Source organism: Spirillospora sp. NPDC048824, assembly GCF_043198455.1.
Taxonomy (GTDB): Bacteria; Actinomycetota; Actinomycetes; order Streptosporangiales; family Streptosporangiaceae; genus Spirillospora.
Genome location: NZ_JBICUS010000014.1, coordinates 220,477 through 242,990, shown reverse-complemented (window position 1 = coordinate 242,990; position 22,514 = coordinate 220,477). Strand labels below are relative to the sequence as shown.

Below are 22,514 nucleotides of genomic sequence, written 5' to 3'. Positions count from 1 at the left end.
CAACGCCCTGTGGTCCGGCCAATACAGAGCGCCGCCACGTTCCGTCCTCGCCCGGGACCGCCCTGGACCATGCACTACTCAGGAGTAGCGGAGCCACAGTCAACCAGCCTGTCACATGCCTCGCAATCCCCTCAAAAGTAGAACTTGACCCGTCCTATTGCTAACAGGAGTGACAAAACCGCCGATGAGGCACCACCACCCGGCGTGGTGCGACGCTCACCGCGTGACAAAAGTTCACAACACATTCGACCTGATGCGGCTACACAGCGTGACAAATTACCCGGACGGGTAATCGTGCACGACGACCGCGGCGGCCCCCACCGACGGATGCCGCTGCAGCACCGCCTCGATCTCGCCCAGCTCCATCCGCACCCCGGCGATCTTGACCTGCCGGTCGACCCGTCCCAGGTACTGCAGGGTGGGGCGGTCCTCGCCGCCCGCGCCCGCCGGCAGCAGCCGCACCGCGTCGCCCGTCCGGTAGAGGCGGCCCGTCGGGGAGTCGCCGAACGGGTCGCGGTAGAACGCCTCGCGGGTCCGCTCCTCGTCTCCCAGATAGCCGCGCCCGACGACCGCGCCCCCGACGAACAGCTCGCCGGTCTCGCCGGCGTCGCACGCCGCCCACGTCCCGTCGTCCTCTTCCCGCAGCACGTACAGCCGCGCGTTCACGACCGGCGTTCCGATCGGCAGCCGGAGAAGCCGCAGGTCACCGGCGGTCACGTTGTGGTGGGTGACGTCGTCGGAGCATTCGGTCGGGCCGTAGGCGTTCAGCAGGCGCGCATGCGGCATCGCCTCCAGCCAGCGCCGCGACAGCTCGGCGGGCAGCTCCTCACCGGTCGCGATCATCCAGCGCAGCCCCTGCAGAGGCCGCTGCCGGGAGGTCTGCGGGGTCGTCCCCCCGGGATGACGGGGCTCCGGGGTCAGGTCGTCCAGGAGGTGCCTGACCATGGTCGGGACGAGTTCGACGATCGTGATGCCCCGCTCGTCCACGGCCTGCGCGAACGCGACCGGATCGTGCCCGGTCTCGTCGCCGACGACGTCCACCCGGCCGCCGAGCAGCAGCGGGCACAGCATCTGCCAGACGGAGATGTCGAAGCCGAGGGGGGCCGTGAACGCCACGACGTCCGCGCCGGTCAGCCCCATGTCGGCGATCTTGGCCCAGAGGTGGTTGACCATGCCCCGGTGCTCGACGACCGCGCCCTTGGGCCGGCCCGTCGAACCCGAGGTGAACAGCACGTACCGGGGCTGGTCGAGAGTGTTCAGTCGCGGTTCACCGGTCCAGGGCGCGAGGCCGTCCGCCGCGGCGGCCCGCAGCACCCGGCAGCCGGCGGCCGCCGCCCCCTCCGCCAGCGCGCCGGCGTCATCCGCCATGACCAGCACGGACGCGCCCGCCTGGACGAGGACGTCGCGGACGCGCCCGGCGGGCCACGACTCGTCGGCCGGCACGTAGAGAGCGCCGACCAGCTCGATCGCGAGGAACGCGGCGATGACGCCTGCCGAGCGCGGCCCCCCGACGCCGACGACCGTGCCGGGCTCGACGCCCTCGTCCTCCAGCAGTGCCGCCAGCCTGCGGGCCTCGGCGGCCAGTTCGGCGTAGGACACCGTACGCGTCCCGTCGGTGACGGCGGGACGGTCCCGTTCGGCGGCGAACCGCTCCACCCGCGTGATCACGGGGTCGGCGACGTCGACGTCCTCCTCGCGGAGCATCCCGTGCCGGACGGCCAGCTCCCTGGCCCGCCGGACCTGTGCCTCGGGCACGTCCAGGGCGGGCAGCCCGGCCAGGGGGAGCAGCCGGTCCGCGGCGGGTCCGCGAGCATTCATCATTACTCTCCGTGATGTAGAACTTCTCCACCGTCATCAGCAAAACAAGCGGAGGGCATAGCATATCCGTGGTACGACAGAAGCATCTCGCATTCGTCGCTACCCGTCGGTAAGTAGGGGGTTGCGTGAAGAAGATGCAGGCCGGTACGGTGATGCCTCGCCAAGGCCGGGCGCGGGCACGCGGTGGACATCGGGGAAGATGAGGGAATTGCTTCTTCATTTGAGGGTGACAGTGTGCCGATAATCACCTCGCCGCAGGATTTCAATGTCGACGACCTTTACGTCGATCTGCGGCACGTCATTGACCGTCCGCTCTACCTCAAATGTGAGGGCTTCAATTTCGCGGGTTCGGTCAAACTGAAGGCCGCCGCCGCGATGGTGGAGGCGGCCGAGGCGGAGGGCGCGCTCACCGAGAACTCGATCATCGTCGAGTCGTCGTCCGGCAACCTCGGCATCGCGCTCAGCCTCATCGCGGCGAGCCGCGGGCTGAAGTTCGTGTGCGTCACCGACCCGCGCTGCAACCCCGCGTCCATGCGGGTCATGCGGGCGCTCGGCGCCGAGGTCCGGGTCGTGTCCGGCAGGGACGCCAACGGCGGCTATCTCGGCGGCCGCATCGCCTACGTCCGGGAGCTGTGCGAGTCCGGCCGCGAGTACGTGTGGCTCAACCAGTACGCCAACCGCAACAACTGGCTCGCCCACTACCGCGGGACCGCTCCATCCATCGACCGGGAGTTCCCCGACCTGGAGGTTCTCTTCGTCGGCGCGGGCACGACCGGCACCCTGATGGGCTGCGCCCGCTACTTCCGCGAGCGGAACCGCCCCGTCACGATCGTCGCGGTCGACGCGGTCGGCTCCGTCACGTTCGGCGGCATCCCCGAACGCCGCATGGTGCCCGGCCTCGGCACCAGCAGCAGGCCCGCCCTCGTGGACGAGTCGTTCATCGACGACGTCGTGCACGTCGCCGAGCCCGACACGATCCGCACCGTGCACGCCCTGTCGTCGCGCGGGTTCCTGTTCGGCGGCTCCACCGGCACCGTCGTGTCCGGCGCGTCCCGCTGGCTGGAGGCCAAGTACCCCGGCGAGGACCCTGTCGCGGTGGCCATCGCACCCGACCTCGGCGAGCGCTACCTGGACTCCATCTACGAGGAGAGCTGGCTGCGCGAAAACTTCGGCGACGAGCTGCCCGATATCCTCGACGCCTGATCACTCGGATAGGACACGGAGCACTTTTCATGACGCAGGCCCCCTCATTCGCCGTGATCTCCGGCGCCCAGGTCCACGACGCGGTCGCCGGGCGCGAGAAGCAGGTCACCGGGATGGTCGAGGCCGCCTACCGGCTGCACGGCGAGGGCCGGACCGTCAACCCCGACTCCTACTTCCTCCGGTTCCCCGACCGCCCGTCCGACCGGATCATCGCCCTGCCGGCCTCCGTCCAGGGCGACGTCGGCGTGCACGGCATCAAGTGGATCTCCAGCTTCCCCGGCAACGTCGCGAACGGCATCCCCCGCGCGTCCGCCGTGCTGATCCTCAACGACGCCGAGACCGGGTATCCGTTCGCGTGCCTGGAGAGCTCCATCATCAGCGCCGCCCGCACCGCCGCGTCCGCCGCCCTCGCCGCCGCCGCCCTCGCCGACGCGCGCGGCGACCGGCCCCGCCGCGTCGGCTTCATCGGCGTCGGCCTCATCGCCCGCTACATCCACACGTACCTGGCGGGCAACGGCTTCACGTTCGACGCACTCGGCATCCACGACCTGTCGGCGGAGCACGCCGACGGCTTCAAGGGCTACCTGGAACGCACCGAGAAGGGCGACATCACGATCCACGACACGGCCGAGTCGCTGATCCGCTCCTCGGACCTGGTCGTCTTCGCCACCGTCGCCGGCGAACCCCACGTCACCGACCCGGCCTGGTTCGCGCACAACCCGCTCGTCCTGCACATCTCCCTGCGCGACCTCTCCCCCGAGATCATCCTGTCGTCCTGCAACATCGTGGACGACGTCGAGCACTGCATGAAGGCCGACACGTCGCCGCACCTGGCCGAGCAGCAGGTCGGCAACCGCGACTTCGTCGACGGCACCCTCTACGACGTCCTCACCGGAAAGACGACCCCGCCCGCCGGCAAGCCGGTCGTCTTCTCACCCTTCGGCCTGGGCGTCCTGGACCTGGCCGTGGCGAGCTACGTCTACAACCGCCTCGACGAATCCGGCGCCCTGCACACCGTCCCCGGCTTCTTCCACGACCTCAGCCGCTACGGCTGACGGCGGCCGGACCGCCCGAGCGGCGATCCGGGCCCGGACCTCTGCGGAGCCCGGGCCCGGGATCGTTTCCTGTCAGTAGTGCGGGTTGTTGGTGTGCGGGATCTCGATGCTGATCGGCAGGTCCCCGCCGGACAGGACGAGCAGGGCCGCCAGGCGGAGGATCTCGTCGAAGGCCCAATAGGCCTTCTGCAGGGCGCCCGGCGCGTCCTCGAGCGAGAGCAGGCCTTCGCGGACGGCGATGAAGGGCTCCCAGGCGACCGCGAAGACCTCGTCCCAGAACGGTTCCCGGGGGATCTTCAGCCATTCGGCGATCTCGTCACCGAGGACGTAGCGGGTGAGTGCGCCGAGGATGGGCTTGGTGACGTACTTGAGGGGGCCGCCCGGGACGATCGTGGCCAGGTTGAGCAGCATGTCGGCCAGCTTGACGCCCTCGGGCGTCGGCGCCAGGATCGGCGTCAGGACCTGCGCGGCCTGCGAGTCGGCTTCGGCCCAGGAGTTGGGGATGTACTCGTCCTTGATGCCGAGCATGTGCGCGCACAGCTGCCACGAGTGCAGGAACGCCTCGGACTCGCCGGCCGGGATCGGCACCTTCCACTTCCGCAGGTTCTGCATGACGGTCGTGGGCAGGCTGTGCCAGGTGACCATCATGTCCGCCTGGCTGATCGGGATCTTCTCGTCGGCGACCTTCGACCAGTACGGGGACTGCGGAAGCAGGTGACGCACCCCCGCGTGCGCCAGCCGGGTCTTGACGCACGTGACGATCATCTCGCCGCGGTCCTTGTAGGCGTTCGACGTGCCGATGTCGTACCCGAGCTTGGCGGTCTTGGTGATGCGGTCCCGCATGTCCGCGCCGCCCTTGGAGTAGTAGACCGCGCGCGCCTCCTTCGGGATGACCGTGCTCATCATGCCGCTGGCGAAGCCGTAGGTGACGCCGAGGTAGAGCCCGCGCTTCTCGTTGAAGTCCACCGCGGTCTCGAGTTTGTCCTCGTCGGCCCATGACGGCATCTCGCGGGCCTTCTCGATGAACGTCCGCAGTTCGCGGGGCAGCAGGAGCGGCAGGAACTGGCCGTTCTTGGTCCATTGGCGCAGCTGCATGTTGACGAAGTCCACGTGGCCGCTGTCGATCAGGTCGGCGACGAGTTCGTCGGCCTCCGGATCCCACACCCCGCGGGGGTCGGCGCCTGGCCCCGCGCCCGCGATCGAGCCCTGGGGCGACCACGTCCAGAGTGCGGACGCCTGCGCGGGCGTGGCGGCGCCCAGCGCGCCCGCCACGCCCAGCGTCCCGCCTGTGACCAGCACGTTCCGCCTGCTGGGTCTCTCCATACCTTCGCTCCTTCTCGGGCCGAGCGCGCCAGACTGATATGGTGATACGCAACTTGCATCTGCGTATCATTGACATGCCAGTAATGACAGCACACCGTGTCGGCCATCACAAGGCCTAGAGTGTTGGTGATTTGAGGCGGAATCAGCCTCCTCGGGAGGAGAACGTGGAACCTGCACCGTCCGCACTCATGGCGACATCGAGCCAGGAGTCGTTGCTCGAACGCGCTTACACCGACGCCGTCGACCATGTCGGCGACGCCGACGAGTCCCGTGTGCGCATACTCGATGCGGCCCATGAGCAGTTCTGCCGGATGGGCATCCAGCGCTCCACCATGGAGGACGTGGCCCGGCGCGCCGGGGTTTCGCGCATCACGGTCTACCGGCGGTTCGCCACCAAGGACGCACTGGTGGAGCAGGTCGTGCTGCGGGAGTACCGCCGGTACTTCGACCGGTTCCTCATCGACATCCAGCGGGCCGAGACCGTCGCCGACCGGGTCGTGCTGGGCTTCGTGAGCTCGTTGCGCGCCATCCAGCGCAACCCGCTGATCGGCGGCATGATCGCGGCGGAACCGGACCTGCTCGTCTCCTCCATGATCAACGACGGCGGCCGGACCGTGGCCACCGTGCGGCAGTTCGTCGCAGGCCAGCTCCGCCGCGAGCAACGCGCCGGCAACGTGCCGGACGACCTGGACATCGACATGGTGGCCGAGATGATGGTCCGCGTCTCCGCCTCGTTCCTGGCGATCCCCAGCCGGCTCATCGACCTGGACGACGACGAGCAGTTGGCCGGTGTGGCCCGGCGGTTCCTCGTACCTCTGCTGGCATCACCCCGGGACGACGGGCGATAGCCGTTCGCCCGGTCAGGACCCCTCGTTCTCGTCCTTCAGGCGCTCGGGGAACCGACCCGCAGGATGGGCCGGTCACCACCGGCCCGCTGTCAGGCGAACTCGGAGGTGTCCAGGTCGATTTCGAACGGCTTCGGCAGTGGAAGCGTCTTCCCGAACGGCACCTGATCCGTGTGCCCGTAGTCCTTGCCATCCGGCCCGCTGAACAGCACCGTCCTGCCCTCCTCCCGGTCCACCAGCAGGTAGAAGGGGATTCCCGCTCTCGCGTACCCGGTGCGCTTGGCCTGGCGATCCCGCGTCGGCCGGGAGGACGTCACCTCGACGACCATGATGATGCCGTCATCCTCGACGGGCATCCATGTGGGCGCACCGTGGAACGGGTCCGCCTCGATGGCGACGAATGTGATATCCGGAATCACCCGATTGTCTGGATGTCCATCCAAGCCCGGCACCTTGAGGCCCTTGTTGCAGGCGCATTCGAACTCGGTGGCGCTGTACCGGATGACCTGGCGGATGATCTTGCCGATGCACCGCTCATGGTCGCCTAGCGGGGGTGGGGTCACGACGATCTCTCCGTCGATCAGTTCGGCTCGGAAGCCCTCGGGGGTCTCAAGGGCGAGGAAACCGTCCAGGAGAACGTCGTCTCCCTGCGTCAGAGGCTCATCAACCATCACAGTCATGCCCTGCTCCTTCCCTCGCGAGCGAGCGTACAAGCAGAGCGCCACCCTTCGCATACAGATCGTAATCACAGGGCCTTGCGAACTCAGCCTACGAGCTGAAGCCCCGTGTCGGACAGATAGAAGGTCCGGGGAACGGGCACGTGTCGTCTATGGACGAGCGAGAGTTCAGGCGCGGGGACGTTCAGGAGCTGACGGACTTCGAGCTGACCGTGTACGAGACCGTGGCGACGATCGACAAGGGCGGCGGGGCGGCGGACTTCGACACGATCGAGGAGCTCGTCGGCGCACCGGAGGAGGACCTCTGGGCGGCGCTCGGGCACCTGGTGTCGATCAACCATCTGCACTCCACCAGCCGGGGGTACGCGCTCGGCCCGCACGACTGGGCACCCTGACCCGTCCCGGTGGATGGGAACGCCGGGCGGCCCGGCGGCGCGCGTGCGGCACGATGACCGGGCAAGCGTGAGCACGTGTGGGAGGCCGCCGGAATGCAGCTCGTCGTCACCGAGGAACAGCGGGAGCTGAGGGACGCGCTGCGGCGCTTCTTCGCCGACCGGTCGCCTTCCGCCGAGGTGCGGCGGCTGATGGAGACGGACGAAGGCCACGACCCCGGGGTGTGGGCGCAGATGGCCGGGCAGCTCGGGTTGCAGGGTCTCGCGATCGGTGAGGAGTACGGCGGCGCCGGGTTCGGGGTGAGGGAGCTGGCCGTCGTGTTCGAGGAGATGGGGCGGGCCGTGGTCTGCGCTCCGTTCCTCGCCACGATCACGGCCGCGGCCGCCCTGGAGGCCGGGGAGGGCGGTCATGATCTCCTGGCCGGGATCGCGGACGGGTCGACGATCGCGACGCTGGCGGTGGCCGAAGAGGACGGGCGCTGGGAACTCGGGGCGGTCGGGGCGACGTTCGAGGACGGGGTGCTGCGCGGCACCAAGGACTTCGTCCTGGACGGGCATGTCGCCGATCTGGTTCTCGTCGCGGCCAAGGGCGCGGACGGTGTGGGGTTGTACGCCGTGGAGGACGTCGCGGGGCTCGTCCGGACGGTGCTGCCCACGCTCGACCAGACGCGGAAGCTGGCGCGGATCGAGTTCGACGGCGTCCCGGCCCGGAGGGTGGGCGGGGAGGGCGCCATCCTGCGAGCCCTTGACGTGGCGGCGGTGGCGCTGGCCGCGGAGCAGCTCGGCGGGGCGCAGAAGACCCTCGACATGACGGTCGAGTACGCGAAGGTGCGGCACCAGTTCGGGCGGCCGATCGGGTCGTTCCAGGCGATCAAGCACCGGTGCGCGGACATGTTCGTGCTGGTGGAGTCGGCGCGGTCGGCGGTGCTGAACGCGGCGGCCGCGGCGGACGAGAGCCCGGAGGAACTGCCGGCCGCGGCGGCGCTGGCCAAGGCGTACTGCTCGGATGCCTTCTTCCACACGGCGGGCGAGGCGATCCAGTTGCACGGCGGTATCGGGTTCACGTGGGAGCACGACGCGCACCTGTACTTCAAGCGGGCGCAGGGGTCCCGGCAGTTGTTCGGGGCGCCGGAGCGTCATCGTGAGCGGCTCGCCGTGCTGGCCGGCCTCACGGATGCAGCCGAAGCCCCTTGAAGACCTTGTCCACGCCGTTCTTCGGGCCGTGGACGGAGAACCCGACGAGCGGCATCTCGTCGGCGGTGACGGCGCGGACGGTCTCGCGGTTCGCCTCGTCGTGGCCGGTTTTGAACATGTCCTCGATGTAGACCGCGATGTCCATCTCGCGTGCGAGGGCGCGTTCGTGGGCTTTGCGGATCGTCTCGGCGTCGGCCTCGTAGATCAGGACGGGCTGCCGGAACATCGCCAGGTAGGTGTTGCCGGACGCGTCCTCGTACGGTTCGCCGATGACGCCGGGGAAGGCGCCGGCGACGGCGCTCGCGAGGAACGCGGTGACGTTGAGCCGCTGCCATGCGGCCAGGTCGTCCCGGACCACGACCCCGATCTTGGTGTCGAAACGCATGTCGTCCAGGGTGCCTCGGCTGCGGGGACACTGTCTTGAACGCTCGTGCGCCAGACTGGGACGCGTGGAGTGGAGCAGGTACTGGCGGTCGCCCGACCGTCCCCTGGAGGCGATGCACGCCCATTTCGAGCGGCACGTGTATCACCGGCACAGCCACGAGACGTTCTCGTTCGGCGTGACCGAGGACGGGTATCAGGCGTTCCGCTGCCGGGGCGGCGCCCACACGAGCGCGGCCGGGATGGTCATCGCGTTCAATCCGGATGATCCGCACGATGGGCACGCCGCCGACGAGCTGGGGTTCACCTACCGGATCGTGCATATCGGGCCGGAGCTGGTGTCCGGGGTGCTGGCCGACATCACCGACCGTCCCGCCGCGCTGCCCTTGTTCGGGTCGCCGGTCGTGGCCGATCCCGTTCTGGCGCGGAATCTGCGCGGCCTGCACGCGGCGCTGCTCGGCGGCGCCCCGGCGCTGCGGCGGGACGAGCTGCTCACCGCGACGGTCGGGGCGATGGTCGACCGGGCGGCGACGCGGCGGTTGCGCGTCTCGTCCGCGAACGGCGCCGTCGAGCGGGCGCGGCGGCGGCTCGAGGAGTCGTTCCTGGACGACGTGGGCGCCGACGAGCTGGCGGAGGCGGCGGGATGCAGCCGCTTCGCGCTGTACCGGGCGTTCCGGCGGATCCACGGGATGGCGCCGAGCGACTACCAGCGTCAGCTGCGGCTGCGCGCGGCTCGCCGGCTGCTGGCGCGCGGGGACGCGATCGGGGAGGTCGCGGCGGCGGCGGGGTTCGCCGACCAGAGCCATCTGACGCGCTGGTTCGTCCGCTGCTACGGGATGACGCCCGGTCGTTTCCGCGGCGCTTCTACCGATTGAGGAAGAATGCCGCCCATGAGACGGGCGAGCGGAGCGATGTTCGGGTCGGCGTACGGGGACTCCCTGGGCGCGCCGACCGAGTTCCTCACGATGCAGCAGATCCACCGGCGTTTCGGCGAGCACGGGCCGACGCAGCTCAACGGTGATCCGGCGCTGGTCACCGACGACACGCAGATGGCGATCGCGGTCGGCCTCGCCCTCCTGGACGCACTGGAGAACCCGCCGTTCACCCCCGATCTGATCACGCCGATGTGGCGGCGGCGGTTCGTCGACTGGCTCGACAGCCCCGACAACGACCGGGCCCCCGGCCATACGTGCCTGCGGGCGTGCCGGGGCCTGGCCGCCGGGAAGCCGTGGGTGGAGGCCACCGTGGCGGGTTCCAAGGGCTGCGGCGCCAACATGCGCGTCGCGCCGGTCGGTCTCGCGCCCGGGCTCTCCGATGAGACCAGGGCGGGCGCATCGCAGCTTCAGGCCGCGCTCACGCACGGGCATCCGACGGGTCTGGCGGCCAGTGAGCTGACCGCGTTCGCCGTCCGGTGGCTGGCCGGCGGGATGAACCCGTCCGACCTGCCCGCCGCGCTCCGCGCCCGCTGCCACGACCAGCGCACCGCCTACCACGAGCGCTGGCTCGGCACCCTCTGGCAGCAGCCGGGCATGGACTCCCCGGAGGCGTTCATCGCCCGCGGGTGGGACGAGTGCCTGGCCGTCCTCGACCGGCTGGACGAGGCCCTCGCGCGCGGCGACCGCGCGTCCGACCCCTGCGAGATCACCGGGGAGGGCTGGATCGCCGAAGAGGCCCTGGCGACCGGGCTGCTGTGCTTCCTGCTCTTCCCCGAGGAGCCGGTCGGGGCGATCTGGCGCGGTGCGGCGAGCTCCGGCGACTCCGACTCGATCGCCTGCCTGGCGGGGGCGTTCGCGGGCGCGCACCTCGGCATGGACGCCTGGCCGGACGAGTGGTCCGCGCGCATCGAGTACGCGGGTGACCTCGCGCGGATCGGTGGGGCCTGGGACCGGCCTTAGGACGCCGACCAGCCGGTCCACGCGTCGATCGTGATGGCGATGACGGGGCCCTCGGGCGGGCGGTCGCGGTACTGGGCGTAGCGGCCGGCGAGGAGCCGGACGGGCTCGGCCATCCCCTCCGGCTCCCCGACGATGCTCGCGTGGCCGTCCACGCGGACCCACCAGAGCCGGTCCCAGTCGTCCTCGTAGTGGTCGGCCAGCAGCGCGACGTGGGGGTTGGCGCGGATGTCGGCCAGCCGCCGCAGGTCGCGGGTGCTCTTCGGCTTGTGGTCGACGGCCGTGTAGACGGCTCCCCGGTGGACGGCGAACGTCACCGGGACGAGATGCGGCCGCCCGTCCTCGCCGACGGTCGCCAGGCGCACGACGGGAACTGTCGTCAGCAGCCGGCGCGCGTCGTCCGGGGAAAGCTTCGGCACCCCTTCAGCCTGTCATGCCGCCGCCCGCGCGTCAGTCCTCGAAGTCCGGGGGGCGGTTCTGCTTGCGGGCCTTGATGGCCTCTTCGAAGTTGTGGGTGGTGAGGCGGACGTAGAGCTGCGCCAGTCCCTCCTGGCCCATGTGGGCGTCGAGGCTCGCGGCGTCCAGGCTCGACCACAGCATCCGCTTCGTCAGCTCGGTGCCGGGGCGGCTGAACCCCGCGATCCGCTCGGCCAGCTCATAGCAGGAGTCGAGCAGCTTGTCGGACGGGACGACGCGGGAGAGCAGGCCGACGCGTTCGGCCTCGGTGGCGTCCACGTCGCGTCCGGACAGCATCATCTCGAAGGCGCGGGACGCGCCGATCGCGCGGGGCAGCAGGTAGCTGAGGCCGAGTTCGCTGGCGGTGAGGCCGTTGTTGATGCCGGCGGCGCGGAACAGGGCGGTGTCGGCGCCGAGCCTGATGTCGGCCGCCAGGGACAGGCAGAGCCCGCCGCCGATCGCCGGGCCGTTGACCGCCGCGATGACCGGCTGGTGGACGCGGCGCATCGCGCGGATCACGTCGTCGAGCAGTTCCATCGAGCGGAGCGCGATGGTGGGGAGCGTGAGCCCGTCGATGCCGGGGATGTCTCCCGGGTTCTCCAGGTCGGCGCCGGAGCAGAAGCCGCGCCCCGCGCCGGTGATGACGACGACGCGGGTGTCGTTGTCGCGGCTGACCTCTTCCAGCGCCTCCCGGAACGGGACCATGACGTCGAAGGCCATCGCGTTCATGCGTTCGGGCCGGTTGAGCGTGATGAGGGTGATGTGCGGGCGCGGCTTGTCGATCAGGACGAAGGGCAAAGCGGACCTCCCACGCGGTGACCTAGCAAGCGTTAGGTTACACGCGGGGGAACTCGGGGGGCGTGAGGCCGCGCTCGACGACCGCCGCCAGTTCCCCGTCCGTCAGGACGCGCGGCTCGCCGATCATCCTGGCCCGCACGTAGACGCCGCAGAGCCACTCCAGGAGGCGCGCGTTCTCGAACGCCTCGTCCAGGTCGCGGCCGATCGTGACGCCGCCGTGGTTGGCCATCAGCGCGGCGCGCTTCCCTCCGGCCATGGCGGTCCGGACGTTGTCCGCGAGTTCGGGCGTCCCGTAGGTGGCGTACTCGGCGACCTTGACCACGCCGCCCAGCAGGAGGGTGTTGTAGTGGATCGGCGGCAGCTCCGGCATGGTCGTCGCCACGACGGCGCCGTAGGTGGAGTGGGTGTGGACGATGGCCGCGGCCGGGGTCGCCTCGTACAGGGCCAGGTGCATGGGGGTCTCGGACGACGGCGCCCGCTCCCCCTCGACCAGCCGGGCCGACATGTTCACGACCGGGCAGTCGGCGGGCTCCATCCGGTCGAGCACCATCCCGCCCGGAGTGACCGCGACCAGATCGCCCGACCGGACGCTGATGTTCCCGGACGCGCCGGTGACCAGGCCGGTCTCGGCGAGGCGGCGGCCGGCCGCGCACAGTTGGTCCCGCTCGTCCCTCAGCAACATGCGAATACCTCTCACCTTTTCGGGTCCGTACCCCGTACGCTACGACCCTGACGATCTTCAAGGGGTGTGGTCATGGCGGTTGTAACACTGGGTGCGCACATCCTGGACGTGCTCGCGCGGCCCGTCGAAGGCATCCCCGGCGGGCAGGACACCGTCGTCGTGGACGAGATCAGGGTGACCGCCGCGGGCGCGGCCGCCGGGACCGCGGTCGCCCTCGCCAGGCTCGGCAACGACGTCGTCTCGGTCGGCGCGATCGGGGACGACGACCTCGGCGACCTGCTGATGACGATCATGACGCGGAACGGCGTGGACGTGCGCGGGCTCGTCCGGCGCACCGCCGACCAGACGAGCGCGTCGATCCTGCCGATCCGGCCGGACGGCGGGCGGCCGAGCTTCCACGTCCCGGGCGCCAACCTGACCCTCACCGCCGGCGCGGTCGGCCCCGGCCTGCTCGCCGCGGCGAGCATCGTGCACCTCGGCGGGCCGGACGTCACCTTCGGCCTCAACGATCCCGCGTTCTTCGAGACGCTCGCCGCCGCGCGGGAGACCGGCACCGTGGTGACGATGGACCCGCTGTCCAACATGCCCGACCTCCTCGCCGGCGCCGGCGCGTTCCTGCCGTACGTCGACCACTTCCTCCCCAACGAGGAGCAGGCCGCGGCGATGACCGGCGAGAACGACCCGGAGAAGGCCGCCAAGGCGCTGCTGTCCCGGGGGCCGGAGACGGTGATCATCACCCTCGGCGGGGACGGCAGCCTCGTCGCCACCGCCGACGGCGTGCACCGGCTGCCCGCCCTGCCCGTCGAGGTCGCCGACACCACCGGCTGCGGCGACGCCTACTGCGCCGGGTTCATCACCGGGCTCGTGCGGGGACGCGACGTCCTGGAGTCGGCGCGCTGGGGCACGGCCGCGGCGGCGACCGTCGCCCAGGGGCTCGGCTCCGACGCATGCCTCACCGACCTGGACGCGGTCCTCGCACTGCTGAGATGAGTCAGATCTTCTGCGCCTGGCCCTCCCAGTACGGGTCGCGCAGAAGGCGCTTGTAGAGCTTGCCGGTCGGCGTCCTCGGCATCGCGTCGACGAAGTCGACCGAACGCGGCGCCTTGTAACCGGCGAGCGCGGTGCGGACGTGCTCGATCAGCTCGTCCGCGAGGGCGCCGGACGGCTCGGCGCCGTCGGCGAGTTCGACGGCGGCCTTCACCTGCTCGCCGAACTCCTCGTCCGGCACGCCGAACACGGCGACGTCCCGGACGGACGGATGGGTGATCAGGACGCCCTCGATCTCCGCCGGATAGATGTTCACCCCGCCACTGATGATCATGTCGATGACGCGGTCGGACAGGAACAGGTAGCCGTCGTCGTCGAGGTAGCCGACGTCGCCGGTGGTGAACAGGCGGTCCCCGCGGTGCATCGAGCGGGTCTTGTCCTCGTCGCCCCAGTACTCGACGTCGTCGCCGCTGGTGTAGCGGAAGAAGATCTGGCCGGGTTCCCCCGGCGCGGCGGGCTCGCCGTCCTCGCGCAGGATGTGGACCTCCGTCGTCGGCAGCGGACGGCCGACGCTGCCGGGCTTCTCCAGCCACTCCGGCGCGGTGATGACGCTGTTCACCGCCGCCTCCGTGGAGCCGTAGTACTCGTGGACGATCGGGCCGAACCAGTCGATCATCTGCCGCTTGACATCCGGCGAGCAGGGCGCGGCGCCGTGCCACACGACCGAGAGGCTGTGGCCGGCGAACGACGCGCGGGTCTCCTCGTCCAGCCGCAGCAGCCGGACGAACTGCGTCGGCACCAGGTGAACGTTCGTGATGGCGTGGTCGTCGATCAGCCGGAGCGTCTCGGCCGGGTCGAAGGCGCGCCGCATCACCACCGGCCGCCCCACGAGCATGAACACGTAGGACCACAGCCACTGCGCCGAGTGGTAGACGGGCCCGACGAGCAGCGACCGCCCGTTCGCGGGGATCTGCAGGACGTCGGCGAACACGTCCCCCAGGAGCGTGGCCGTCTCGATCGGGGCGCCCGCGCCGAGCTGCTTGCGTCGCACGCCCTTCGGCCGCCCGGTGGTGCCCGAGGTGTAGAACATCGGGAACCCCATCACCGGGTCGGCGATCTCCTCCTGCGCGCCGCCCGCGAGGAACTCCTCGTACGGGGTGAAGCCCGCGATCCCGTCGCCGAACGCGACGCGGGCGTCCAGGCCGAGCCCCTCGGACGCCTCGCGTGCGATGTCGCCGAAGACGTCCTCGGAGAACAGCGCCCGCGCGCCCGCGTCCTCCAGGACGTAGCGCAGCTCGTCGGCCGTCCAGTGCCAGTTGACCATGACATGGCGGAGCCCGATGTGGCCCGCGGCGCACATCAGCTCGAAGTACTCGCGCCGGTTGCCGGAGTGGATGGCGATCGCGTCGCCGGTCGCCAGGCCCAGGCCGCGCAGCGCGCTCGCCAGCCGGTCGGTCCTGGCGTCCAGCTCCCGCCAGGACGTGCTGCCGCGTTCGTCGGTCAGCGCGGGTTCGTCTGGCCTCGCATCGACGTGAGGGCGCAGCAGTACGGCCATCGGCCACCTCCGGGAACACGGCAGGGTCTGGACTGCGACTCTAGGACCGGGTGCCCCGGAAGGCCAGGTCAGACGACGGACCGTCCGGCGCGGTCACCGGCCAGGACGATGTCCGCCGCGCCCGCGAGCTGCTCCAGGCGCGACACCTCCGTCCGGTGGAACGGCGGCGCCCCCGTCCGGGCGGCGACCAGCACGATACGGCCTTTGAGCAGCGGGCACATCGCGTGGTGCGTGCCGTCCGGCGCCGTGAACGCGCGCGGGCGGAGCGGCAGGAGCCCGTGCAGGGCGGCGCCGGACATGCCGCCGGCGCTGACGTGCACGAGCACCGCGTCGCCCGTGTCGCCCGCGTCGCCCGCGTCGCCCGCGTCGCCGCCCGCCGGCTCGGCGAGCCCCGCCCAGTCGGCGCTCAGGACGGCCGGGACGGCGTCCGCGAGGATCTCGGCGCCGCGCCCGGGGTCGGCCGCGACCTGCCCGATCACGGCGGCGTCCGGGCAGAGGCCCTGCGGCTCGGCCGTCGGCCACACCCCGGCGACGTCCACGCCGGGCACCGAGCCCAGCCCCTCGACCAGCCGCTCCACGCCCGCCCCGGCGGGCCACGCGACCGTGAAGTCGTCCATCGCCCGGCCGTTGCCGCGCTCCAGCACCGCCATCTGGACGACGTCGGCGCCGGCGGCGCCCAGCGTGCGGGCCACCTGCCCCAGCGATCCGGGACGGTCGGGCAGCCGGATGCGTATCCGCAGCAACATCGCCACCTCCAGTTCCCCCGTGTGATGCCCCCACTTTCGCCGGAGGCCGTTTCCCTGGTGTTACCCACAGGTGTCGACGCGAGAAAACGCCGTCGTTGCCGGTGCTGGAATGGCGGGTACAGGTCAAACTAGAGTCCAGTGAAGGTCATCAGCAGGCCTATCGCCTCACGTCGCCCAGCATTAAGGTAACTCCACGTGTCGAGGGACGGGGACCCCCCAGTCAACGAGGACTCCGGAGCCGAGCCGGACCCGGTGCCCGCCGGGGACGACGCGGCGTCCGGCGACGAGGCGTTCCGCGCCGACGTCAGGGACGCTCTCGCCGGGCTGGCCGCGCGGCTCGACCGCGAGCACGAGCGCGCCGCGCACCGCGAGGCCGTCATCGACCGGCTGCACGAGGAGAACCAGCGGCTGCGGCGCGGGGAGCTGCAGGCGATGCTGGAGCCGGTCCGGGCCGCGCTGTACCGGCTGCACGACCAGGCCCGCCGCGAGTCGTGCCGGCTCTCCGCGCCGGACATGACCGAACCGCCGGATCCAGAGGGGACGGCGCTGCTGCTGGGGGCGATGGCCGACGACGTCGCCGACGCGCTGGCGCGGCTCGGCGTGGAGAGGTTCACGGCCGAGGCGGGCGCGCCCTACGACGCGTCCCGGCACCGGCCGGTCGCGGTCACGCCCGTCGACGACCCGATGCGGGACGGCACCGTGACGACCGTCCAGTCCGACGGGTTCGAGCAGAGCGGGAGGGTACTGCGCAAGGCGGCCGTCAGCGTCGGGAAGCACCGCGCCGGCGCCGGCGGGCACGACGAGGCGGACGACCAGGTGGGCGACAAGGCGGACGAAGCCCCCGAGACCGGATCGAACGGGGCCGGTCACTCGGTCAGGGCCGGCTCAAATCGCCTGCGCGGGACCGGGCGCGGCGAGACGATGAACAGCGGACTCGGTACCGATAGGTGAGAGGGACATGGCTGTCTACGGGATCGACCTCGGAACCACGTACTCCTGCATTGCCTCCATCGACGATGTCGGGCGGCCGGCGGTCCTGCGCAACCTGGAGGGCACCGACACCACCCCGTCCGTCGTCTACTTCGAGAGCGGCGAGAACGTCGTCGTCGGCGCCACCGCGAAGGACACCGCGGTCCTGGAGCCCGACAACGTCGTCAGCCTGATCAAACGGGACATGGGCCGGGAGGTGGCGCGTCCCATCCACGGGATCGACTTCACCCCCGAGGAGCTGTCGGCGTTCATCCTGCTGAAGCTCGCGACGGACGCGCGCACCACGACGGGCGAGGAGGCCCGCGACGTGGTCATCACCGTCCCCGCCTACTTCGGCGCGGCCGAGCGCGACGCGACCCGCAAGGCGGGGCGGATCGCCGGGCTGAACGTCATCGACATCGTGTCCGAGCCGATCGCCGCCGCGATCACCTACGGCGTCCTGAACCCCGAACAGGACAGGACGATCCTCGTGTACGACCTCGGCGGCGGGACGTTCGACACCACCGTCATCTCGCTGCGCGGCGGGCACATCGAGGTGGTGTGCACCGACGGCGACCACGAGCTCGGCGGCGCCGACTGGGACGCGCGGCTCGTCGAGCACCTGGCCGAGCGGTTCCGCGCCGAGCACCCGGACGCCGGCGACCCGCTCGACGACAAGCAGACCGAGCAGCAGCTCCGCCGCGACGCCGAGGACGCCAAGAAGGCCCTCACCACCCGCACCGCCCACACCGTCCGCGTGATGCACGCCGGGCGGGTCGCGTCGGTCGAGGTGTCGCGGGAGAAGCTGGAGGAGCTGACCAAGGACCTCCTCGACCGGACCGTCGAGATCACCGGCCGGACCCTCGCGACCGCCGCCGACAAGGACGTCGACGACTACGACGACCTCGTCCTCGTCGGGGGGTCCACGAAGATGCCGGTCGTCGCGGCGCGGCTGGAGACCGAGCTGGGCCTCACGCCCCGGCTGCAGGACCCCGACCTCGCGGTCGCCAAGGGCGCGGCGCTGTACGCGTTCGAGGAGACCTACCGGCGGCTCGTCCGGGAGGGCGCCGCCGAGCGCGCCGAGGAGATGGCGAGCCGCGCGGGGCTGTCGGCCGAGCAGCAGAAGCAGATCGCCGGGCGGCAGATCAAGACGGTCGCCTCGCACGCGTTCGGGATCGTGGTGGTCGACCGGGAGACGGGCGCCGAGAACGTCGCGCATCTCGTGCACGCCAACGACGAGCTGCCCGCCTCGAAGACCGAGGACTTCTTCACCGTCTACGACGACCAGACGTCCGCGGACGTCCGGGTGATGGAGCAGGCCGGGGTCGTGGAGTCCACCGACCTGATCGACAACACCGAGATCGCGACCGGGGAGATCCGCGTCCCGCCGGGCAAGAAGGCGGGCTGGCCGATCGGCGTCACGTTCGCGCTCGACTCGTCCGGCCTGCTGAACGTCACGGCCGTGGAGAAGGAGACCGGCGAGCGGCTGGAGCTGAAGGTGGACGTCGGCGGAATGTCGGAGGAGGAGGTCGAACGCTCCCGGAAGGCCCTCTCCCGGGTCCAGGTCAGCTAGCGGCCGGAGGGGCCCGTGGCGTTCGACGACGACTACCGGCGGGAGGTGCTGGAGCCCGCGCGGGCGGCGGGCGATCACCCCCCCGAGGACCTGCGCGTCCGGTACGCGCTGGCCGATCCACCGCCGTTCGGCGGACGGGCTCCGCTCGACGGTCTCACCGGGCCGGAGGTCGCGGCGCGGGTCAAGGAGGTCCGGCAGTGCTGGCGGCGGGCCCGCGGGCAGCTGAAGTACCGCAAGCTCATCGACCGGCTGGAGGCCGAGCACCGGGAGCTGACGCCGCTGTTCACCGCCGCCGAACGCGGTGACCTGCGGCCGCTGGACGCGCGGCTGCGCGGCGGGCGGGAACGCGGCGAGCGGCGCCGCGCCCAGGCGCGCGCCCGGCTCGCCGACGCGGCCGGGACGCTGAAGATGGCGGCGCCCGCCGAGGTCGAGGGCATCGCCCGCACCGCCGGCGTGTCCCGCGCCGAGCTGGAGAGCCTCGCCGCCGGCGACGGCATCGAGATCCGCGAACCGGACCCGCTGCCGTCCGCCGCGCCCTATCCGGCGTACCGGAAGGTCCAGGAGTCGCTGGACGTCCTCGGCAAGCGGCACCTGGCCGACTTCCTGTTCGGGGCGCGGCTGACCGGGCCGGTCCGGCTGCTGGGCGGGTTCGCCGCGCCGGGCGGGGACCTGCCGCTCGACAAGGACGCGGTCGCGGCGGCGGGCGCGGAGTGGGCGCGCCGCAGCCGCGACACCAGCACCACGCACGCCGACACGATCCTCGCCGCGCTGCGGTCGGGGGCGGACCTGTCCGAGCTGGTGCTCTACGACGTGGTGGAAAGGCTCCGCGAGCGGCTGCGGCAGCGGGCGTCGGAGCGGGCGCTGCTGCGGTACGCCGCGGAGGACCTCGGCATCGACCAGGGCGACGCCCGCCGCATGGTGTTCGCCGTCGTCCGGGAGACCGGGCCGGGCGGCGGCCTCGCGGGGCGGCTGCGCGCGCTGCTGGACGCGGGCGAGGTGTTCGCGGCGGCGGAACTGGCGGACGCCGCCGGCGTCCCGCCGTCCTCCGTCGCCCCCCGGGCTTCCGGGGACGCGGAGCCGCCGGAGGAGGAGGTCCTCGCCGCCGAGGCCCGGCACCGCCTCGACACCGCGCTGCGCCTCCGCGAGACCGCCGCCGCCGACCCCGACCCCGACCGCGCCCACCGGCTCCTTGCCGACGCGCTCCGCCTCGTCCGCGACCTCCCCGGCGCCGCCGCCCACCAGCGCCGCCTCCCGCCGCGCCCCGTCACTTCGCTGCGCGCGGACGTGGACATCGCCCCGGCCTGCGCCGGGCCCGCCGATGGCGGACGCCGCGGCGGGGCGTCGGTGCGGCTGTCGTGGGACGGCTCGCCGTCCCCGGGCGGGGAGATCGTCTACCAGATCGTGCGGCAGGTGGGGCGGGCTCCGCGTGATGTCAGGGACGGCACGCCCCTCGGCGGGGCGCTCGACGAGCGGCCGCCCGTGAACGTCCCGGTGTACTACGGCGTGGTCGCGGTGCGCGGGGAGGCGGCCTCCGCGCCCGCCGTGGCGGGGCCGCTGCTGGTGCGGCCCGATCCCGGTGAGGTGGAACTGCTGGCCGGGGACGGCCAGGTGACGGGGCGGTGGCGCTGCCCGGCGGAGGCGGCGCGGGTCGTCGTCGTCCGCGACGGGCAGGCCGTTCCGGCGGGCCGCGACGGGTTCCGCGAACAGGTCCCGAACGGGCGGACGCACCACTACCGGATCTGTGCGGTGTACCTCGACGCGTCCGGCCGGGAGGTCGTGACGGGCGGGGTGCGGGCGTCGGTCACGCCGAGCGCGCCGCCCGAGCCGGTGTACGCGCTGTCCGCCGAGACCGACGCGTCCGACCCGGGGCTCGTCCGGGCCCGGTTCGACGCGCCCGGCAGCGGGACGGTCGAGCTGGTGCTGTCGGAGGGGCCGCCGCCGTGGCCGCGCAGCGCGCTCGTCCCGCTGGAGGAGGTCCGGCGCGAGACGCGGCGGCTGGCGTGCACACCGGTCCCCGGCGGGCTCGCGGCACGGCCCGGCTCCAGCGGATGGCTGCTCGCGGTGACCGTCGCGGAGGGCACCGCCGCGATCGGCGCGTACCACCGGCACGTGAACCTGCCGCCGCCGCGGCGGCTGGTCGCCGAGCGGCGCGGCGACTACGTGCACGTCGGGTTCGACTGGCCGGCGGACGTCGCGGAGGTCGACCTCGTGTACCGGATCGGCGCCGGGCCGCCGCACCTCGCCGAGCCGCCCGCAGGCGAGGTCGTGACCCGCGCCGCCTATGACACGCAGGGCGGGATCCGGCTGCCCGTCCCCGAGGACGAGCCCGTCGAGCTGTCGGTCGCGGCGGCAGGGACCGTGGGCGGCGCCCGGGTGACCGGCCCGCCGGTGACCGCCGAGGTCGCGGCCCGCACGATCGTCCGCTACGACGTGCTGCGGTCGGGTCCGCCGTGGCGGCGGTCGCTGACGGTCCGGTTCACCTCGTCCCGCCCGCTGCGGGTGGCACGGCTGTCGCTGGTGCTGCGGGCCGGGCGCGTCATGCCGCACCGCCCCGCCGACGGGGAGACGCTCGGCAGGTGGGAGCAGGTGCCCGTGCCGGGTGAGCTGTCCCTGGCGGCGCCGCACGTCTCCGGGCCGTACTGGCTGCGCTGCTTCGCCGACGACGCCGCCGTCGAGCTGAGCGACCCGCCCGTCCGCCGGCTCCGGGTCCAGTGATGGCGAGGCCGCTCGCCCGGACCGGGATCCCCGGTGTGCCGTCCCGGCAGCGCACGTCCAAGCAGGGCGTCACCTGCCCGTACTGCTTCGCGTCCGTCGCGCCGCAGCGGATCCTGTTCCGGTGCCGCGGGCAGGCCGGGCGGCGGCGGGGCTGCGCGCCCGTCCTCGACGAGGAACTCGCCGCGTACACGGGGTCGACGGCGGGCGCGTCGCTGCCGCCGGTGTTCTCCGCGTCCGGGCGCGGGGGCCGCGCGGACTGCCCGGACTGCGGGCTCCCGACCGGCAGCCGGGCCTGCCCGGAGTGCCACAACCCGCTCCCGTCCGCGTACTGCGACTCCCCCGGCCGGATCGTCGCGCTCGTCGGGGCGAAGAACGCGGGCAAGAGCACCTACATCGCCGTCCTGCTGCACGAGCTGATGAACCGCGTCGGGACGGAGCTGGACGCGTCGCTGGTGGCGTGCGACGACCGCACGATCGAGCGGTACAAGCGCGACTTCGCGCGCCCGCTGCTCGAGGAGCGGCGGCTGCTGCCGACGACGGCCAGCGCCGCGACCGGCCCCCGCGAGCCGCTGGTGTACCTGCTCACCCGGACGCGGCGGGGGCGTTTCTCGCGTCCCCGCAACGACTCGCTCGCGCTGGTGCTGTTCGACACCGCGGGCGAGGACCTGCGCAGCCGCGAGGTCACCGACCTGCACCTGCGGTATCTGGAGGCGGCCGACGCGGTCATCTTCCTGGTCGATCCGCTGGAGCTGCCCGGTGCCCGGACCGGCGTGCGCGACGCCGTCCCGGGGCCGCGCACGGCCGGTGAGGACCCGGGCAGCGAGCCGCTGAACATCATCGCCCGCGTCACCGACACGCTCCGGCAGCGGCACGGCACCCGGCCCGGCGTGCCGCTGCCCGTCCCCGTCGCGGTCGCGCTCACCAAGATCGACGTTCTGCGGCCGGGTCCGCTGGAGCAGTCGGCGCTGCACCGGTCCCGGTCCGGCCGGGGCGTTCTCGACCTGGACGACAGGGACGCGGTGAACGAGCAGGTCCGGGCGCTCCTGCACGAGTGGCAGGCGGGCCAGCTCGACACCTATCTCGGGCAGCAGTACGCCGAGCACGGGCTGTTCGGCCTGTCGGCGCTCGGCGCCGTCCCGGACGGGGAACGCGTCGGCGCGGGCGGTGTCCGGCCGTACCGGGCCGAAGATCCGCTGCTGTGGCTGCTGTACCGGTTCGGGATGCTCGACGGCGTGCGTCCCGGAGGGTCGTAG

At 72.1% G+C, this 22,514-nt stretch carries 21 protein-coding genes; 12 read left to right on the top strand and 9 right to left on the bottom strand.

Features of this window, described 5'->3' with window-relative positions; all coding sequences use genetic code 11:
- Positions 1–276 precede the first annotated feature (276 nt).
- Positions 277–1,821, bottom strand: coding sequence for an amino acid adenylation domain-containing protein (locus ACGFIS_RS26825; RefSeq protein ID WP_392972982.1), 1,545 nt, complete (start codon positions 1,819–1,821; stop codon positions 277–279).
- A 231-nt stretch (positions 1,822–2,052) separates the two neighbouring features.
- Between ACGFIS_RS26825 and sbnA the strand changes: the two genes are divergently transcribed.
- Both sbnA and sbnB read left to right on the top strand, forming a co-directional pair.
- On the top strand, positions 2,053–3,021 hold the full coding sequence (gene sbnA / locus ACGFIS_RS26820) for a 2,3-diaminopropionate biosynthesis protein SbnA (RefSeq protein WP_392898115.1): 969 nt from the start codon (positions 2,053–2,055) through the stop codon (positions 3,019–3,021).
- 29 nt (positions 3,022–3,050) lie between these two features.
- Positions 3,051–4,076, top strand: coding sequence for a 2,3-diaminopropionate biosynthesis protein SbnB (gene sbnB / locus ACGFIS_RS26815; protein WP_392898118.1), 1,026 nt, complete (start codon positions 3,051–3,053; stop codon positions 4,074–4,076).
- Positions 4,077–4,148: 72 nt separating this feature from the next.
- Here sbnB and ACGFIS_RS26810 read toward each other — a convergent pair whose 3' ends face one another.
- Positions 4,149–5,399 carry an oxygenase MpaB family protein gene (locus tag ACGFIS_RS26810; protein WP_392972980.1) on the bottom strand — a complete coding sequence of 417 codons (1,251 nt, stop codon included), beginning with the start codon at positions 5,397–5,399 and terminating at the stop codon, positions 4,149–4,151.
- A gap of 188 nt (positions 5,400–5,587) precedes the next feature.
- Here ACGFIS_RS26810 and ACGFIS_RS26805 point away from each other — a divergent pair, with 188 nt between their 5' ends.
- Entirely contained in the window at positions 5,588–6,247 is a 660-nt protein-coding gene (locus ACGFIS_RS26805; protein WP_392898122.1) for a TetR/AcrR family transcriptional regulator, read from the top strand.
- 89 nt (positions 6,248–6,336) lie between these two features.
- Here ACGFIS_RS26805 and ACGFIS_RS26800 read toward each other — a convergent pair whose 3' ends face one another.
- Positions 6,337–6,969 (bottom strand): Uma2 family endonuclease, encoded by a 633-nt coding sequence (locus ACGFIS_RS26800; RefSeq protein ID WP_392972977.1) that lies wholly within the window; start codon positions 6,967–6,969, stop codon positions 6,337–6,339.
- 104 nt (positions 6,970–7,073) lie between these two features.
- Here ACGFIS_RS26800 and ACGFIS_RS26795 point away from each other — a divergent pair, with 104 nt between their 5' ends.
- Together ACGFIS_RS26795 and ACGFIS_RS26790 are read left to right on the top strand one after the other, a co-directional pair.
- The gene (locus ACGFIS_RS26795) at positions 7,074–7,316 is read left to right on the top strand and encodes a hypothetical protein (RefSeq protein ID WP_392898129.1); all 243 of its coding nucleotides are present in this window, start codon (positions 7,074–7,076) and stop codon (positions 7,314–7,316) included.
- A gap of 93 nt (positions 7,317–7,409) precedes the next feature.
- Positions 7,410–8,507, top strand: coding sequence for an acyl-CoA dehydrogenase family protein (locus tag ACGFIS_RS26790; RefSeq protein ID WP_392972975.1), 1,098 nt, complete (start codon positions 7,410–7,412; stop codon positions 8,505–8,507).
- Here the strand turns inward: ACGFIS_RS26790 and ACGFIS_RS26785 are convergent.
- A complete protein-coding gene (locus tag ACGFIS_RS26785) occupies positions 8,482–8,892 on the bottom strand; it encodes a DUF2000 family protein (RefSeq protein ID WP_392898134.1) in 411 nt (136 codons plus the stop codon). The genes ACGFIS_RS26790 and ACGFIS_RS26785 overlap by 26 nt on opposite strands.
- Positions 8,893–8,956: 64 nt before the next feature.
- Here ACGFIS_RS26785 and ACGFIS_RS26780 point away from each other — a divergent pair, with 64 nt between their 5' ends.
- Both ACGFIS_RS26780 and ACGFIS_RS26775 read left to right on the top strand, forming a co-directional pair.
- Positions 8,957–9,763: an AraC family transcriptional regulator gene (locus tag ACGFIS_RS26780; protein WP_392972973.1), complete on the top strand. Its 807-nt coding sequence runs from the start codon at positions 8,957–8,959 to the stop codon at positions 9,761–9,763.
- Positions 9,764–9,778: 15 nt separating this feature from the next.
- Positions 9,779–10,783 (top strand): ADP-ribosylglycohydrolase family protein, encoded by a 1,005-nt coding sequence (locus ACGFIS_RS26775; RefSeq protein WP_392972971.1) that lies wholly within the window; start codon positions 9,779–9,781, stop codon positions 10,781–10,783.
- On the opposite strand, the gene ACGFIS_RS26770 is transcribed toward ACGFIS_RS26775, so the two are convergent.
- From ACGFIS_RS26770 to ACGFIS_RS26760, 3 genes are read right to left on the bottom strand one after another with little or no spacing between them, the layout of a single operon-like run.
- Positions 10,780–11,199, bottom strand: a complete 420-nt coding sequence (locus ACGFIS_RS26770) for a TIGR03668 family PPOX class F420-dependent oxidoreductase (protein ID WP_392898143.1) — start codon at positions 11,197–11,199, stop codon at positions 10,780–10,782. The two genes, ACGFIS_RS26775 and ACGFIS_RS26770, sit on opposite strands and share 4 nt — an antisense overlap.
- 31 nt (positions 11,200–11,230) lie before the next feature.
- Positions 11,231–12,034 carry an enoyl-CoA hydratase gene (locus tag ACGFIS_RS26765; protein ID WP_392898146.1) on the bottom strand — a complete coding sequence of 268 codons (804 nt, stop codon included), beginning with the start codon at positions 12,032–12,034 and terminating at the stop codon, positions 11,231–11,233.
- 37 nt (positions 12,035–12,071) lie between these two features.
- Positions 12,072–12,716: a class II aldolase/adducin family protein gene (locus ACGFIS_RS26760; protein WP_392972969.1), complete on the bottom strand. Its 645-nt coding sequence runs from the start codon at positions 12,714–12,716 to the stop codon at positions 12,072–12,074.
- Positions 12,717–12,788: 72 nt separating this feature from the next.
- Between ACGFIS_RS26760 and ACGFIS_RS26755 the strand changes: the two genes are divergently transcribed.
- Entirely contained in the window at positions 12,789–13,706 is a 918-nt protein-coding gene (locus tag ACGFIS_RS26755) for a carbohydrate kinase family protein (protein WP_392898150.1), read from the top strand.
- 1 nt (position 13,707) lies between these two features.
- On the opposite strand, the gene ACGFIS_RS26750 is transcribed toward ACGFIS_RS26755, so the two are convergent.
- On the bottom strand, positions 13,708–15,258 hold the full coding sequence (locus ACGFIS_RS26750) for an AMP-binding protein (protein WP_392972967.1): 1,551 nt from the start codon (positions 15,256–15,258) through the stop codon (positions 13,708–13,710).
- Positions 15,259–15,326: 68 nt separating this feature from the next.
- The gene (locus tag ACGFIS_RS26745) at positions 15,327–16,004 is read right to left on the bottom strand and encodes an ACT domain-containing protein (protein WP_392972965.1); all 678 of its coding nucleotides are present in this window, start codon (positions 16,002–16,004) and stop codon (positions 15,327–15,329) included.
- 195 nt (positions 16,005–16,199) lie between these two features.
- Between ACGFIS_RS26745 and ACGFIS_RS26740 the strand changes: the two genes are divergently transcribed.
- From ACGFIS_RS26740 to ACGFIS_RS26725, 4 genes are read left to right on the top strand one after another with little or no spacing between them, the layout of a single operon-like run.
- On the top strand, positions 16,200–16,955 hold the full coding sequence (locus tag ACGFIS_RS26740) for a nucleotide exchange factor GrpE (protein ID WP_392972963.1): 756 nt from the start codon (positions 16,200–16,202) through the stop codon (positions 16,953–16,955).
- Positions 16,956–16,962: 7 nt separating this feature from the next.
- Complete coding sequence (locus ACGFIS_RS26735; RefSeq protein WP_392898161.1) at positions 16,963–18,546, top strand: Hsp70 family protein; 1,584 nt, start codon at positions 16,963–16,965, stop codon at positions 18,544–18,546.
- Between the two features lie 15 nt (positions 18,547–18,561).
- Entirely contained in the window at positions 18,562–21,261 is a 2,700-nt protein-coding gene (locus ACGFIS_RS26730) for a hypothetical protein (RefSeq protein WP_392898166.1), read from the top strand.
- Positions 21,261–22,514: a hypothetical protein gene (locus ACGFIS_RS26725; RefSeq protein ID WP_392898169.1), complete on the top strand. Its 1,254-nt coding sequence runs from the start codon at positions 21,261–21,263 to the stop codon at positions 22,512–22,514. Before ACGFIS_RS26730 ends, ACGFIS_RS26725 begins: the two co-directional genes overlap by 1 nt.